Consider the following 17,353-nt stretch of genomic DNA (forward strand, 5'->3'; position numbering starts at 1 on the left):
TAAAATAGGAAAGGCTTTTAGCTTTTTATATTTTAAACATTTTTATTTCAGTTCTCTTGAAGTGTATTTATATTTAAGGGTTTTGTTAAAAATCTTTTCACATAAGAGTAGCGTGCTGCCCTATTGTAGCCTTACCCCTTTATTTTTTTTCAATGTTATTCATCTTAAAATCAACATCATTCTCATTTAATTGTTCATTTTCGTTTAAATAGTTAGAATTGAATTCAGATTTAACATCTTCTAATTTAGAAGGGCTTGTAAACATCATGGCATATGCTTCTTTTAATGAGCGGCTTTTAATTACATCAAAGGACATATCTTGCCATTCGTGAAAATTTAAAGTAATCGGGTTATAGGAGTTAATAGGTTTCGTAATGCCATAAAGAGCTTGCTCTTCTTCTGCTTGAAAAGTTCCAAATATTCTGTCCCAAATAATAAATGTCGATCCAAAGTTCTTATCTAGGTATTTATCATTTGTAGAATGATGTACTCTGTGATGAGATGGTGTAACAAAAATGTATTCAATCGAAGCCGGTAATTTTCTAATATATTCGGTATGAATCCAAAATTGATAGAGCACTTCGATTTGATGACATATAAAAAAAATGACAGGATCAAACCCCATTAAAACAACAGGAATAAAGAAGATGAATTTAATGTGTTGTGTCCAACCCAACCTGAACGCCACAGACAAGTTGTATTTTTCTGAATTGTGATGCGTAACATGTGTTGCCCACCAAAAACGATTAACATGGGTTAATCTATGTGACCAGTATCTACAAAAGTCTATAGCAATAATGCAAAGAATATATGCCCACCATTCATTCGGGATATGCCACGGAACGATATTATAAAAAAACAGAATAATTCCAAAAATTCCTATTTTTAATAACGCTGAAATACCAACATTTACAACACCTATAAATGTGGCCGATATTGTATCTAACTTATTATAATAGTCTTTTTTTTTAGCAATAGTAAGAATCCATTCCAATACAACGAGCAAAATCATTGGAATGGCTGCAAATTGAATAATGTCAAATCCCGTTAGTCGATCTAACAGCATTTGCATAGTCAAGGTATTTTCATTCATATAGTAAAATTATAATAGCGCTTTTTTTATTAAATTTTCATAATCATTCTTCCTTTATTTTTTCCATCAAACAAATCAATAAAAGCCTGGGGAATGTCGTCAAACCCATCAACACTGGTTTCGCTAAATGTTAGTTTACCTGCTTTAATCTGGAATGTTAGCTGTTTTGTGGCAGTAAGAATCTCTTCGCTAGTGATTTTAAAAAGTTAATATATATATTTTATGTTACAATTCCTGTTTTCTGTGGGTTTAATTATGGAATTAACACTATTGTAAATTTTGTGCCTTGGTTTACTTCACTTTACATACTTATTTTCCCACCCAATTTTTCTACTTGCACTTTTACCATATACAATCCCATTCCTTTTCCTTCAGCCTTGTCGGTATGAAAGCGTTTGTGTATTTCTTGTGGAATTAAACTAGGATAAATATTAAGTTTATCAGTACAAATAATTTTGGGATCTAGCATCAACAATTTATTTATTAATGGTCGAAAATTGTCCATGGTTTTTCTGCCTATAACAAAATCAATTACCTGCTTTGTTTTTCTTTCTATGGCGTAGGTTATCCATGAGATATTTTCAAAACTCCATAGTTCGTCCACTTCAAATTCACATCCTTTTGCATGAAATTTTGGTTTAATATTTTTGGATATCTCTAACATCCTTGACAACACAATATTTTTTGAAATACCTATAATTCTCGAAATACTTCTAATATCGCTGTAGCCTTACCCCCATAGCACGAAATCACTACCTAGAATTTAAAAAAATGAAAAAAGGTAAATATTATTATGACAACAGATTTTGAATTTTTAGATTATTCTTTAGCTAGCAGGTCTTTGCCATGGAAGGCTATCGGCGCATCACTTATTGCATGAGAAAGTAACTAGCACAAACTATATCCAATTAAATCAATTTCAAATAATGAGAAAATCGTTAATGTTACCTTATTTGGACTGAGGTATATCTAAACGAATTAATGTCGAATAGGCCCTGCATTTATGATTGCTTGGTTTGTTTCAGACTCAAAATGTTTAAAGTTATTTTTAAATTCGCCAGCAAGTTCATAAGCCTTTTTATAATAAGCTTCATCATTATTCCAAGTTTGTCTTGGACTTAATACACTATCTGGAACATTTGGACACTTTCTTGGTTGTGCTACTTTAAAGACACTATGGGTATGATAATCTTTAGGATTAATATCAGGGAAATACCCGCTCAAAACGGCATTAATCATCGCTCTCGTGTATTTTAACTCCATGCGTTTGCCAACACCATAAGGTCCACCAGTCCAACCTGTATTAATTAACCATACTTTAACTCCTGTCTCTTTAATTTTATTATTTAGCATATTTGCATAAACAGATGGGTGTAAAGGCATAAACGGGGCTCCAAAACAGGCTGAAAACTCTGGTTGCGGTTCTTGTATGCCTTCTTCCGTTCCTGAAATTTTAGCTGTATAACCCGATATAAAATGATAGGCCGCTTGCTCTGGGGTCAATTGGGACATTGGAGGGAGAACGCCAAAAGCATCTGCGGTTAAGAAGAAGATGTATTTCGGATTCTTACCAATAGATGGTATTTGGATATTTTCAATATGGGAAATTGGGTAGCTAACTCTCGTATTTTTTGTAATGGCACTATTAGAATAATCAACATGGCCTTCATTGTCTATGATGACATTTTCTAATAAAGCTCCTTTTTTTATAGCACCAAAAATCTCAGGTTCTTTGGATGCTACAAGATTAATTACTTTTGCATAGCACCCTCCTTCAAAGTTAAAAATTTTATTTTCGGGAGTCCAGCCATGTTCATCATCACCAATTAGTTTTCGTTTTGCATCGGTAGATAGCGTGGTTTTACCTGTACCACTTAAACCAAAAAATATAGCCGTTTCACCATTGTTGCCTACATTGGCACTACAGTGCATCGGTAGCACATTTTTTTGGATCGGAAGTATGAAATTAAAAACAGAAAACATGCCTTTTTTAATTTCACCTGTATATCCAGTACCTCCAATTAAAATTATTTTTTCAGTAAAATTAATGATTGAAAAATTTTCATTGCTTGTGCCGTGCTTTTCGGGAATGGCTTTAAACCCAGGGGCATTATAAATGACCCATTCAGCTTCAAAATTTTCTAACTCAGAAGCAGTAGGTTCTATAAACATATTTCGAATAAATAAATCGCTCCAGCTATATTCAGCATAAGTTTTTATAGAAACTTGGTAATTAGCGTCTGCTCCTAAAAAAGAATCTCTTATAAATACCTCCTTATCTTTAAAATAATCTAACATATCTACTTTAAGGCTATGGAAGTGTAAACTTGAAAAGGGAATATTAACAGCACCCCACCAAACCTTATCTTTTGTTAAGGAGTCTTTAACTATATAACGATCCTTTGGAGATCTACCAGTAAAGCTGCCAGTTTTAATGGCCAGAACATTGTTATATGTTAGGTCTTCGTTTAACTGATTGACACTATGATTAATCAAATTTGTTTCTGATTCTTGGTAATGGTGTTTTTTATAAAAACTCATTTTGAATATATTTGTAAATATTAGTATAATCTTTGAGGAATAAAACCACCTTTTATAGCTTAAGGTGATTTTAAATGTTGAATTGAAAAGTATATCTGTTGTGGGTTATTATCTTTTTATAAAAGTTGATAATCTTATCTTTTAATTTAAAGTACTGATGTTAATTTAGACACATTCATTTCCTTTTAGAGTTTATATTGAAGACCTAGAAAGCATGTAAATGAATGACTCTTTTATAATAATTTTAGTTATAGTGACATTTTTTTGAGCAAAACTCGTAAATGACATTAAAAAAAGTAAAAAACAAAGTTTTTTCATAATAATTGAGTTTAAGTTTAATACCAATTAGAATATAAAATGTCGTATTAAAGCCGAAGTTATTTTTAAATATAAAAACGCTGTGATTAGATTGCATAGTGTAGCTACGGAATTTATGAACAAGGCATTTAAATTTAAAAAGAACGAGTCGACATGCGACATTTTATATTCTAATTGGTAATAGGTTATAAAAAAAATAAGGGGGCATTAGGCTATCTTTCAATCTATCTTCACAAGATTATAGCTTCAAAATTATTGATGATCAATTAAGTATTGTTTAAATTCCGAAGAGTTATACATACCATTGGCATCATGCCCTACATTATTAACAATGATTTTTTCATGGTTGTTTGTCGCCCCATAAAAAGTTTGCATATATAAGTAGATGTTTTCGCCTCGTTTTAATCTATTTCCCCCCAAAAGTGTAGCTTGACAATCTGTTGTATTCAATGAGCCCTCGGTTGAGGTGTCATTACTGCCTAAAAAGTACGTTGTTTTTCTGGTTACTTGTTGCTCAGTTATTACAGACTGCTCAATGCCATCTAGGTATGGTATTGAAAATGCATATCCGTAAGGCCAAAAATCATACCCCGAACAACCTGTAGGTGTTATAAATTGTTGTGAGTTTTCATCATATCTTAATCCATCTGGATAATAAAAATATTGATTGTTAGCGATGCTGTATTCAAAATTAATATCTGCATAGGTATTTTCGGCTCTATTGGCCAAAGCATAATGTTGTACAAACGCTGCTCCAGAAGAATGTCCTGTTACAAATATGGTTGTTAAATTTGGGAAATTACCTGAAGCAACTATCTTTTCAATGATAGCATCTATAACTGTGAACGAACTTATTGAAGCACCGGGATTACTCGAATTTGCACCTTCTCTCCATCCATTATCCCAATATAAATCATCGCCAGTTGCTGCTGAATTATCTTTAAAATGCGGCGATATAAATAATGTGTTTTCCTCCATATCAAGACTTTTTAAGGAAGAAGCCATATATGAGAAATAATCGTTTGCATTTCTTTGTAAACCATGTACAACAATAACAAGCTGGTTTATTGAATTATAAGTGAAAGCTGTATCATCTACAAAATCATAATTACTATACATGTCAAAATCGAATTCTGCTCCAGAACCATTAGATAGCGGCATCGATTGTATACAAGCATCGCTTCCGTTTAAACAGGGTGTTTTTCCTAAGTTGGTTACATAAGATAGTGCTATACCACTTTGAAAAAATTCACCATTTGGTCCTAAATCACCTGATGGTATTGATAAATTGTATGTTGCATTAACTTCCATTTGAGCAAGCATTATTGTTGCCTTTGTGGTAGCATTCGAATATGAAATTGTATAATCAAGCGCTACAGATCCATCTGTTATTGAAAGTAATCCTTCGAATTTAGAAGGTTCAATTTGTGAGGAAAAGGCGATCTCTATAATTGAATTTACGGGGATGTTTATGGCACCGTCTTCAAGAGGATTGCCATTTGCAGTGATGGACAAAATGGACAATGACAGCAAATTATTGTCATCATCATTACAGCCAACCAAAAATGATAAGCAGAAAATGAATGAAAATACACGAACCCTATTAAAAATATTTCTTGTTGTATTCATAAAGTATTTTAGTTTATAAGATGTAACCATATTTAGTTACCATGACTTAAATTTATAATTCAAATTAATTACAAGCAGGATAGATACATGCTGAACTTTGTGTACTTGTTGAACCAGCAGCACAATCTACACCACCGGTTATCCAGTTACCATTTAGTTTATATGCCCAAGAACCTGCATATTCCCAACTTTGTCCTGTGCCATCTACATTCGCATCACCATAGGTCTCAATAACATCATTACCTTGAAAAAGTTCTATGGCATCATCCCCATTTTGATTCATTGAGCCAGTCTCAATGATATGCTCAAAACTATTGATACATGACCCAAAATAACCAGCAATCGTGGCTTGTTCTCTTGCTAAAAGAATATCATCTCCCTCTGATACAGACATAACAGGAAATGTGAATTCTATACCATCGGTTCCACCGCCATTATTGGCAACACCAATACTATATAAGCTTAAATCTGCAATATTTTTTTGTACTTTTAAATGAACAGCTTTACCGCCATTAGTACCACTTCCATCCCAAGAAATTGCCATTATACCTTGAAGTGTTAATGCTGGTGAACAAATTGGGTATACACAACCAGAACTCTGCGAGGTTGTAGAGCCTATTGAACAATCTATGCCTCCATAAGTCCAAGTGTCATTAAACTTATAGGCCCATGAGCCACTATATTCCCATACCTCACCTGTTCCATCAATATCGGCATCACCATATGTTTCAATAACCGTAGTACCACTAAATAATTCTATAGCATCATCACCATTTTGACTAATGGATGTATTTGCCTGTAGTATATGTTCAAATTCGCTGATACAACCACCAAAATAAGCTGAAATTAATGCAGGCTCCCTAGCTACAAGAATATCGTCCCCTGCTGAAACAGACATTACTGGAAAAGTATACTCTATACCATCAGTACCACCACCATTATTGGCAACGCCCAAACCATATATGCTTAAATCTGCAATATCTTGATTTGCAATTAAATGAATAGCTTTTCCGTCATTAGTACCCGATCCATCCCAAGTTAAAGCCATAATACCCTTTAATGATATTGCCGGTAACTGCTCTTTTAATAGGATTGTTAACTCTTGAGAGTCACTATTTGCATTTACAACACTACTCAGCGATAAGGATATAGTTTCATCTCCTTCATTTTCACCATCCACTATTGTAGTTAAAGAAATAGTTGCAGATGTGCTTCCTGCAGGGATAGTGATATCCAGACTTCCAGTAACATTATAATCTAAAGTTTCTGATGCTGTTCCTCCTAACACAATAGTTGCTGTTACATCATCTTGAGATACTTTATCAAGACTAGCTGTTATAATTGCTGTACTGCCATCTTCCTCTAAATCGGTTACGTCGCTTGAAAGACTTAATACTGGTGGTACAAAAGCAGCTGTTGTAAAACTAAGCGATAAAGATGTTTCTAAAGATTCTCCTGTTAAACCATAATCTCCCGTGGGTAGCATTAAAGTATAAGTTGTTTCATAATCCAAAGAACTGGTTGGAGTTATTGTAATTGTTGAATTTGTATTCGAAAAATCCAAAACGTAATCTACTGCTCCCGAAGTTGAGCTAAATGTTAGAGAAGATGAGAGTAAATCGGTTTTTAGTGTATGTGAAAAAATAATTTCTATGGTAGCGTTTATATTTACATTTTCTATACCATTAACAAATTTTACATCATTAATGGTTTTAGCCATCGCTACTATAGTATTGTCAACAATAGTATTAGTATCATCGTCTTCACACCCTACAATTAACGTAGAAAGTATTCCTAAAGGGATAAGAAAGTAAAAAGTAATTTTTTTAATGAATTTCATGATATGTTTAGTTTTAGTTTTTTTAATATTTCTTTTCAATTTAAGGGCTTTTTGGTTTTATAAATTCAGTAAAATCACTTGAATCAAAGCCCCAAATTGTAGGTAAAAAATAATAGACCATAATGGTTAAAAATAAAATCGATATGATGTTCATCCAAACACCACTTTTTATCATATCTGGGATTCTTAAATAACCTGATCCGAACACAACCGCATTTGGTGGTGTGGCGACTGGCATCATAAAAGCACAAGACGCTGCTATGGTACAAGAAACCATGAGTATGTATGGATTTATGTTTAATGATATAGCAATGGGAGCCAAAATGGGTAATAACATGGCTGTTGTTGCTAAGTTAGAAGTAAACTCTGTAAAAAAGTTTACTAAAGCTATAATTACAAGTATCAGTAAAATTAACGATAACCCTTTAAGCATGGTCATTTGAGAGCCTAACCATGATGCCAATCCTGTAATTTCAAACCCTGCAGCAAGTGCCATGCCTCCTCCAAATAAAAGGATAATACCCCAAGGTAATTTCACTGCATCTTCCCAAGTAATTATGCGTTTTTTAAAATCGCTAGCTGGTACTATAAACAATAGTACACCAGCAGCCATAGCTATAATGGTGTCATCAATAAAAGGGAAAAAATTCTGCAAAATAAAGGATCGAGTTATCCAACAAAAGGCTGTTAATACAAAAATGACCGATACTATTTTTTCTTCTTTCTTCATCGGTCCAAGCACTAATAACAACCTATTAATCTCTTGTTTTCCTCCTGGAAATTCATTTTGCTTAAACTTAAATGCAATTTTGGTTAAAAATAACCATGCTATGATCAATAACGGAATTGCTATAGGTAATCCAAATTTTAACCATTGTAAAAAGGTAATATCAATGCCATAAACTTCTTCCACGTACCCCGCAAAGACCAAATTTGGCGGTGTGCCAATAAGTGTTGCCATACCTCCTATGGAAGCACTATAAGCGATACTGAGCATAAGTGCCTTGCCAAAAATTAAATTTTCATTCTCAATGGTATTGGGGTTATCTTGAAGCTGTGCCACTATAGACATTCCTATAGGAAGCATCATTACTGCTGTAGCAGTATTAGATATCCACATAGAAAGAAATGCTGTAGCTACCATAAACCCTAAAATAATTTTGGAAACATTAGTGCCTATTATTTTAATAATATTTAAAGCAATACGCTTATGTAAGTTCCATTTTTCAATAGCAATGGCAAGTATGAAACCACCCATATATAAGAAAATATATTTATGACCGTAAGATGCTGTTGTTGTTTGTAAGTCGACTGCTCCTGTCATTGGAAATAATATAATAGGTAGTAAAGCAGTAACAGCTATTGGAACAGATTCAGTTACCCACCATAGCGCCATCCACAATGTTATTGTAAGTAAGTTGTAAGCTGCATCAGACATTCCAACAGGAGGATTAAAATACTGCAGAAGAATAAACAGTAAAGGTCCAGAAATTAGAAATAAACTTTTTTGTATGGACTTCATTTCTTTTCTGTATTAATAGATTCAATATTGGATGCTTCTACGAGTTGTTTGTAAAAGGCCGCATTTTCAGGTAAAACAAAAGAGAGATATAGTTTCTCACCGTCTTTATCTGTGGTTGTCACTCTATTTGGTATATCGGATACTGATTTTCCAGTAAGTGTTTTATAAACAATGAGTGCTATTAAATAGCTACCATCAGAAGATGGGTGTTTATCATCAAAATATAAATTTAAATCAGGTCTTAATTCTCTAGCTTTCATCCAAATAGGTCCAACAGGAATAACTTTGGTATTCAACGCATTTGCTAACTTTAAATATTCTTTTGTAATAGTAGGTTGCATTAAAGGATTTGATTTATATGCCCATGTTAAATAAAAGATTGGTTCAGCTCCAAGCGAGCGAACTAATTCTGAAAATTTCTTTGCATATGCTTCAAAGCGTTCTGGTGTGTCTATGGTACTTAAGCTATGATCTCCTAGAATGACATAATCCCAATGACCTTCTTTTAAAAGTTTTCTTGTAACAGTTCCTTTTTCCTCGTTCCAATGCTGTTTAAGATTACTGCCCCCAACTGTAGATTGATGAATATCAAGTAAAACATCTTGAGTTTCTCCCATGGCTTTTACCAATTGAGGCATGTTCCAAAAAAATGTAAAACTGTTTCCTACAAATAGTATTTTAAGGGGCTCTTCCTCTTGTGCAAATGCAGCATTGGGTAATAGTAAAACTATTGCAATAATTAAAAGGAAATTCTTTTTTATAATTATAAATGGTGTCATATTCTTAAAATGGGATCTATTGGTTTATTGGTGTTTTATCAAAAAAGTCGGGTATGGGATTAGGGATATTACTATTTCTATCAATTTCTGATTGTGGATAAATAAAACGTTGAGGTAAAGTACTTCCTGTATTAGGTACAATAGGGACTCGAACTATCGACTCGCTTTCTGTTCTTCGAGTATCATTAAACACTTCTATCTGTCCAAATAAGGTAACGTAACGCTCTTGAAGGATCTCTCTTAAAAGCGCATTATCAGCACTAATGCTATCTGGGTTTTCAATGCCACCAGAAGCAAAATCTGCTCCAATATAGGCGTCATACAAAATATCAGAAGTATTGACATTCGTTAAATAACCACCACTAGCCATAAAGGCCCTAAAATTATTTAAGTGGGATAAACCATTATTAAAACCATTTGTTCTAAACCCAGCTTCGGCTAAAATTAAAAGATTTTCTTGATACGTTACTAAATTTGCCGGTGCAGATTGAGCAGCATATCCGTTAGTAATATTAGGTTGAACACCTAAAGAGTTTGTTGTAAAGTAGAAATTATTTCTTCCTAATTCATTCGTTTTAGAATTTCCTCTGTATGTGGAGCTTGCTGGGTCTGTTAAACCAGCCATGAAATCTGATACAATAAGATCACTTTGTCTTACTTCAATAGCAAAAAATTGATAATTTAAATTCGAATCTTCAGCAGCTGTACCATGAGGTCCAAGCATGCTATTGTTTAATGAACTAATGCCATTTTGCGCAGCAGCATAAGCGCTTCCATAATCTTTTATGTGCATATAAAATCTAGCTTTTAAGGTATATGCACATTCAATCCAAGCTTGCGCATTACCGTCAAAATAAATATCAGAACCAATTGCGGGCCTTCCTGAACCTTGTTGTAAATTTGAAATGGCATTATCTAATAGTGTTTGTACTTTAGAATAAACCTGCGACTGATTTTCGAACATAGGGTTTTGAGTTTCTGCATTAACGGCCTCATCATATGGAATGTCTCCATAAAGAGAAGCCAGCGTTCCAAAAGTTTGAGCTTGTAAAACTTGTGTAATTCCAATGGTTATGGCTCCAGCATTATCATCTTGTGCTGTTTGTTCTGCTACAATGGCATTTCTTAATGCATCATTAAATCCATCATTCCAAAGGGCATCAAAATCACTTGTGGTTACCGAGTATTGACTAAAACCAAGATGTTGTCTATCTATTCCTGTGTACTGTCCTGCAAAAATACTAGCCCTTCTAGCATTTTCTCCAGTTTGAAAAAGCATATTGCCAACCTCAGCCCCAGTTAAAATATTTTGATAAGCACTTTGAGTTTGGTTATTAGGATCATTATTGAGGTCTTCTACCAATTTACTACAAGACTGTGTTAGAATAAGTATAAAGGATAATAAAATAAATGATTTCATAAGTAAATATTTATTATGTGTTTTTTTATATGAAGTCGCTTTACCTTCATTTGTGTTTGCGACAAAAATTTGTGATAACGCTTTCATAGTACTAAAGGTTTAATGTTACACTAAAAAGAAAAGACTTTGTGCCAGGGTTGTTAAAGTAGTCTAACCCTCTTGCTGCACTAACTCCAGATAAATTAGTGTCTGGGTCATTTCCTTCAAAATCAGTCCATAAAAATAAATTTCTTCCTGTTGCAGTAAATTCTACAGACTTTAAACTTGTTGATTTTTTTAACCAATCGGACTTCCATAAGTAAGATAGGGCAAGCTCTCTTAATCTTGTCCAAGAGCCATCTTCGATGTATAGTTCATCATTGCCTCCACCAAAAAAGCCACCATCGCCATTATACCAAGTTTCTGTTAATGCTACAGGCCCTGCTCCAAAATCAGCTATATTACCACGAAAGGTTTCGCCAATATTTATGATGTTGCCATTGGATTCAAAATAATTTCTTGTGGCTGTTACTTCATTACCAGTATCGTACCAAGTACCTAAATCTCTCATTACAGATTTTGTTCCTGCATAAATATCAGCACCTTGATAGGTTTCGAATAAAACAGATAACCTGAAATTTTTATATTTAAATGTACTTGTAATACCACCTTGCCAATCTGGATTTGGGTCACCAATAACGCCTTCTAATTGATCTTGTTCTGGGAAACCAAATTCATCGTAAACTATCGATCCATCATCATTTCTAAGTGTTCTTGAGCCCCATAAAACACCTAAAGGCTGGCCCTCAACAGCTCTGGAACTTACCGCTGCTAACCCTCCTAAATTTAAGGATTCTGCACCAGCTAAATCTGTAACTTCATTTTTTACTTTTGTAAAGTTTGCATCAATAGACCAAGAAAAATCATTGGTATTTAATATTTTATATCCTAAATCTAGTTCTAGACCTTTATTTTCTATTTCTGCTCCATTTGTGTAAATTGTGGAATACCCAGTTGAGTTCGGTACAGGAAAATCCAAAAGAACATCTTCAGTTACATTTTCAAAATAGGTTAAACCAAAAGATAGTTTATTATTAAAAAACCTTAAATCTGCCCCAATTTCAAATTCTTTTTTTCGTTCTGGTCTAAGTAATGGATTTCCTCTATTAGTACTTGGCACAAATGCGCCATTACCAAACAATCCAGAATTTAAACCGCCGCCTAAAGCATCACTATATGTTGGTGATACAAAAATATTAGAGGTATTATAGCGTGCAGGTTGAACACCTACTTCTGCATAAGAAGCTCTTATTTTACCAAAGGACAATATATTACTTTCTTTAAACATATCTAATTGAGAGAATTGCCATGCTAAAGATGTTGAAGGAAATAAAAAGGGGGTGTCTGAATTGTCTCCAAATGTAGATGCGTTTTCAATTCTAATGGTACTATCAATATAAAACATATCATAAAGTGAAAATGATAATGAAGAATATAATCCTGCTGTTCGCTCTTGTCCAAACGTACTGCTTACAACGGTATTTTCGATAAGCGTATTATCAATATCCCGGATACCACTATCTACATCTAAAAATTGAATAAAACCATTGCCTTCAACACCATTAACGGTTCTAGATTTACTATTATAGTTAAATCCTAAGAGAAAAGAACCGTCAACAATGTTTTCCAAATTAAAAGTGGTTTTTGCTATAAAATCAGTATTAAAAATGGTATTCGAAGCTGTAGATTGATCTATAAAACCTGCTGTAAAATCTCCTGCTGCAGATCCTGGTGTTATAAATTCAGATCTTGTTTCGTTGTAATGGTCTACACCAGCTCTTGCTATGAATGTTAGCCAACTATTTGGCGATGTCATAAACTCAAAATTTGTGATAAAGCGATCTACCTTTGCTTTATTTTCTTGTTCATTAATGGTCCAAAGCGGATTATTGTAAGTAGCAGACCCATCTGCGCCCAATGGTTCTCTGTAAGACCTTTGCCTATTAGGAATTGGAGAACTATCGCTTGATGCGTAGTAATCGCCTCGATAACCAGAAATATCAAAATCTGCAGGATTTCTAAGTAGTCCTAAATACAGCCCAGATGAATTAGCACCTAACCTAATACGGTTTGATGAGGTTCTTGAATAAGTTGAGCTTATTTTTAAACTCGTAGCTTCAGTAAAATTTTGCTTTGCATTAAACCTAACTGTAGATCTTCGGTAATCGGAATTATTTTTTATAATTCCTTTCTGGTCCAAATCACTCAAACTAAAAAACATCGTACTTTTTGCAGTTCCTCCGCTTAAGCTCAAATTATTTTCTAAAAAATGCCCATTGCCAAAAATTTGGTCAAAGTTAGAATCGTTGTATATGGCTTGCGAGTTTTTATTTAAAATAGGATAATAAATGCTTCCGTTCTGATCTAAATAAAATTCTCCTGAAGTATCAAAGTCATCATTACCACCCGAACGATCAGATATTAAATCTCCCCAAGAGTCTCTTGCTCTTTGGTTATAAACGCCATTATCTCCTTGCCCATATTTTGTTTGAACTGGGTATTTCACATTAATCTGATCTAAAGAATACGTAGATTTTAAACTTACATTAAGCTTACTATTGTATTTACCGCTTTTTGTTGTAATATTAATAACACCACCTAAGGCTTGTGTACCCCATAAAGCAGCAGCAGCGGCACCTTTTAAAACCGTAATGGATTCTATGTCGTTAGGGTTAATATCGTTAAGTCTTGACTCTTGACTAACACCACCTCTATCACTATTTCCACGAACATCGTTACTTATGGGGATGCCATCTAAAATGATTAATGGTTGGCTATTTCTAGTTATTGATGAAAGTCCTCTAATTTGGATAAATGATCCAGCTCCAGGATCGCCAGAATTTCTGGATATTCGAACTCCAGATGATTTACCCGAAAGCGCATTTAAAACATTAGCCTCTCCAGATTCTGCAACAGCTCCTCCTTTCACAGTAGAACTGGCATAACCTAAATTATCTTTTTTCTTAGTAAAACCTATAGCATTTACAATAACAGCATCCAAATCTTCAATAGCTTCCACCATGATAACATCGATAACATTTTTCGTGCCTACATCTATGGTTACTGGCTTAAAACCTATAAAGCTAAATGTTAAACTAGGATTTTCTGTTTTTGGCGATATTGAATAAAGCCCATCAAAATCTGTTATGGTTCCGTTAGATACATTGCTCTCTATAATACTGACACCAGCCAAAGGGAATCCTTTTTCATCTGTTACAACACCCGTAATAACATTTTGGGATAATAATGTTTGAAATGAAAAGAGGAATAGAAAAAATATTGTTTTAATTATACATTTCATCTTGTTTTAGTTTTAAAAGTTTAGTTTTACGGCTAAAATTACCCTTTAGTCGAATGTGAAGTTCAATGTTGAATCACTAATCTTAAAGGTAATTTTTTGTCAATTATATAGTTTTTTTGATTAATTATTGATGTTTTAGCAATTTTTATCAATTTTTATCAATTTTAATTAGTTTTAACTAAATTTAATTCTTTACAATTTTAAGTGGAAAGTCATAAAAACACCGAAGAACTGCACAGAAGTTTTATTGATAAACTATCAATAAGATATGGTGTATTTGATGGTTTAAGAAACCAATTTGAATCTACCAGTAACTCTATTATAGCAAGGGATTTATTTTATAGTGATTCTCAGTTTTCAAGATTAATTAATGGCACTGCATCAGAAGGAGAATTTAAAAGAGCTTTAGGTAATATTGAACGCTTACTTGATTTAGATAAACTAAAAACAAGTAAACCTAGTGATTTGGAAAACACTAAAAAAAAGATTGTTATAAAGCGTCGTTTTTTAATCGTTGCTACTGGTGTTATTTTTTCTTTAGCAATAGTATCATTTTTATATTTTAAAGAATATTTTTCTACAAAAATGGCTAAAGTCATAGTTAGTGATTCGAAATATGATATGCTAAAATGGAGTTTTGAGAATAACTTTATTCAACCTTATGTTAAACTAAAAGAATTACCGGATGATTGTTATTACCCATGTTATAAATATCAAGGTAAATGGATTTTAAAAAATGAATATAAGATTCCATTCTATAGAGAAAGAAACGGATTTCATTATGTAGCAAAAGAAGCTATAATGTATGCTAGATGCATGGACGAAAGAGGGGATAGAGGTGAATCTTTTGAAGGTTATGAATATCAAAAACATGAAATTTGGTATGATAAAAGAGAGTTTCCTATAGATTCTTTTTTGACCAAAGGTTCCAATACCCAAATAAGAGAACTATATAATTTTTCAAATTTAGATGAAGATGACAACTTTGTGAAAATAGCCTACGTTCATACATTCTTTAGAACAGAATTCAAAATAGATAGTAGTTTTATACAACGAACAGGAAAAGCGCTTGGTAGAGATATTGAATTTGTAAATGATAAAGTGTTAACAAACCAATTGAATAATGAAAATTCTTTAAACAGTATTAAAAATGAAATTAAAGCAATTTCTATAAATCGTTTGGAAGATTATTCTAAGCCAATTACTTGTAACCCAGCTTTAGCACCTGATGCTAATTTTAACCTCATTGAGGAAGGGGATGAAATGAGTTTTAATTGTCATTTTAGTATTGGTAATTTTATAGTGAATTATAAAAAAACGTATGTTTTTAACGATCAGTATATTAATAATTATTGTAGATAAATTGCTGAGTCATATAGAGATTTACACCTTAAGAATTCGCCGTATTTATTATAGCTTTTTACTAATAATTTATAGTCATTAACTTTAATAGCTAAGTCAATGGATTGCAAGGCATTTGTTGTAGTTTTTTATTGGAGGGAAGGCTACATTTTTAGGGAAGGCTACAATTGTATATCCTCCTCTGGACAAGACGACATCTACATCAATGTTATCCAGTTTTAAAATTCCATTTACACCATCGATACCTTCTGTCTGGTTTGGTCGTCCTCCTGAAGGTTCGCTGCTATGCGAAGTTTAAAACTTCGCATTATATCATAATACTAAAGCTGTACTTAGTTTTACTTAAATACAGCTTGTTTTATAGTTATAGCCCGAAGTTACAAACTTCGGGCAGCGGGGATAATCTTTCTATTTGTCGGGAGTAACCCTTCTCCTTCTATCTAATGTTCCATCATCATTTTTTGGTTTTGGACCTGGCTTGATAGCTTCAATTGTAATCATGATAATTTTTGTTTGTTATTGTAATAGTAATTTTTTAACCCAATCTAATATCCTTTTGAATATTGATTTTTTCTTTCTTTCTGTATCTAATTTATCATAGTAAGCTTTTCGCTTTTTGTTCTTGTAATCTCAAATGAATTTTTCTTCCTTCTTTAATTATAATATCAATACTTTCTTCAATGTCTTTTTTTGAGGTTCTAAAATTTACAATACAAGCCCTTAAACAATACATTTTATTAATAATAGCATTTGATAAAAACAACTCACCTCCAGTTTGTAATTCGTTCAATAAATCCTCATTAAGTTTGTTTAAATATTCGTTTCCTTCTCCTCCGTTTAGAGGAATGTATCTAAAAGTTGTGATACTTAAATTTTGTGAAACTTCTTCTAACTCAGGATGCTCTTTAGCTAAATTAAATAACATTTCTGCGAGTTCAATGTCTTCGTTAATGAGTTTTTCATAACCATTTCTACCAACTTGCTGTAATAACAACCAAACCTTTAAAGCTCTAAAGCCACGCGAATTTTGAAGTCCATATTCATAAAAGTTTTGAGCTACATCATTTTCTTTATTATTAAAGTTGTAATATTCAGGGTGTGAACTATAAGTATCTATTAGATGCTGAGGATTTTTGACCAAAACGCAGCCTGCTTCAAGTGGACTATATAACCATTTATGTGGGTCAAGGGCAATAGAATCTGCTTCTGTAATACCTTTAAATAGCTCTTTATATTTTGGGATAATTACTGCAGGAACACCATAAGCACCATCAATGTGGAACCATAAATTATATGTTTTACAAATTATTGAAATACCCTTCAAATTATCCACAACACCTGTACTAACATCTCCAGCTGTGCCTATCACCATTATGGGTTGAAAACCATTTTCAACATCTTTTTGAATGGTTTCCTCCAAAACTCTATTATTCATTCTATTTGAAGAGTCCGTTTGAATCCAACGAACAGATTTTGTGCCCAAACTGTAGCCTTCCCTAAAAATAAGAC

General features: G+C 33.0%; 10 protein-coding genes and 1 pseudogene. 1 reads left to right on the forward strand and 10 read right to left on the reverse strand.

Annotated elements, in window-relative coordinates; all coding sequences use genetic code 11:
* Nucleotides 1–139 precede the first annotated feature (139 nt).
* The 9 genes and pseudogenes from AC5SR4_RS16375 to AC5SR4_RS16415 form a co-directional block, all read right to left on the reverse strand.
* Nucleotides 140–1,093, reverse strand: coding sequence for a sterol desaturase family protein (locus AC5SR4_RS16375; protein WP_495357354.1), 954 nt, complete (start codon nucleotides 1,091–1,093; stop codon nucleotides 140–142).
* Between the two features lie 352 nt (nucleotides 1,094–1,445).
* Nucleotides 1,446–1,811, reverse strand: a pseudogene (locus tag AC5SR4_RS16380) (IS1 family transposase); the annotation flags it as partial.
* 260 nt (nucleotides 1,812–2,071) lie between these two features.
* Nucleotides 2,072–3,634, reverse strand: coding sequence for a phosphoenolpyruvate carboxykinase (ATP) (pckA, locus tag AC5SR4_RS16385; RefSeq protein WP_495357355.1), 1,563 nt, complete (start codon nucleotides 3,632–3,634; stop codon nucleotides 2,072–2,074).
* Nucleotides 3,635–4,204: 570 nt separating this feature from the next.
* Nucleotides 4,205–5,581 carry an Ig-like domain-containing protein gene (locus tag AC5SR4_RS16390; protein ID WP_495357356.1) on the reverse strand — a complete coding sequence of 459 codons (1,377 nt, stop codon included), beginning with the start codon at nucleotides 5,579–5,581 and terminating at the stop codon, nucleotides 4,205–4,207.
* A gap of 64 nt (nucleotides 5,582–5,645) precedes the next feature.
* Nucleotides 5,646–7,421, reverse strand: a complete 1,776-nt coding sequence (locus AC5SR4_RS16395; protein WP_495357357.1) for an Ig-like domain-containing protein — start codon at nucleotides 7,419–7,421, stop codon at nucleotides 5,646–5,648.
* A 40-nt stretch (nucleotides 7,422–7,461) separates the two neighbouring features.
* Nucleotides 7,462–8,943, reverse strand: a complete 1,482-nt coding sequence (locus AC5SR4_RS16400) for an SLC13 family permease (protein WP_495357358.1) — start codon at nucleotides 8,941–8,943, stop codon at nucleotides 7,462–7,464.
* Nucleotides 8,940–9,722, reverse strand: a complete 783-nt coding sequence (locus AC5SR4_RS16405) for a hypothetical protein (protein WP_495357359.1) — start codon at nucleotides 9,720–9,722, stop codon at nucleotides 8,940–8,942. The genes AC5SR4_RS16400 and AC5SR4_RS16405 overlap by 4 nt, the downstream gene beginning before the upstream one ends.
* A 16-nt stretch (nucleotides 9,723–9,738) precedes the next feature.
* Entirely contained in the window at nucleotides 9,739–11,142 is a 1,404-nt protein-coding gene (locus AC5SR4_RS16410; protein WP_495357360.1) for a SusD/RagB family nutrient-binding outer membrane lipoprotein, read from the reverse strand.
* 91 nt (nucleotides 11,143–11,233) lie between these two features.
* Nucleotides 11,234–14,482 (reverse strand): SusC/RagA family TonB-linked outer membrane protein, encoded by a 3,249-nt coding sequence (locus AC5SR4_RS16415; RefSeq protein WP_495357361.1) that lies wholly within the window; start codon nucleotides 14,480–14,482, stop codon nucleotides 11,234–11,236.
* A gap of 204 nt (nucleotides 14,483–14,686) precedes the next feature.
* On the opposite strand from AC5SR4_RS16415, the gene AC5SR4_RS16420 reads away from it, so the two are divergent.
* Nucleotides 14,687–15,844, forward strand: coding sequence for a hypothetical protein (locus AC5SR4_RS16420; protein WP_495357362.1), 1,158 nt, complete (start codon nucleotides 14,687–14,689; stop codon nucleotides 15,842–15,844).
* Between the two features lie 595 nt (nucleotides 15,845–16,439).
* Here the strand turns inward: AC5SR4_RS16420 and AC5SR4_RS16425 are convergent.
* Nucleotides 16,440–17,327 (reverse strand): pyridoxal phosphate-dependent decarboxylase family protein, encoded by an 888-nt coding sequence (locus AC5SR4_RS16425; protein ID WP_495357363.1) that lies wholly within the window; start codon nucleotides 17,325–17,327, stop codon nucleotides 16,440–16,442.
* Nucleotides 17,328–17,353 lie beyond the last annotated feature (26 nt).

It is taken from the genome of Aestuariibaculum scopimerae, from assembly GCF_059428085.1.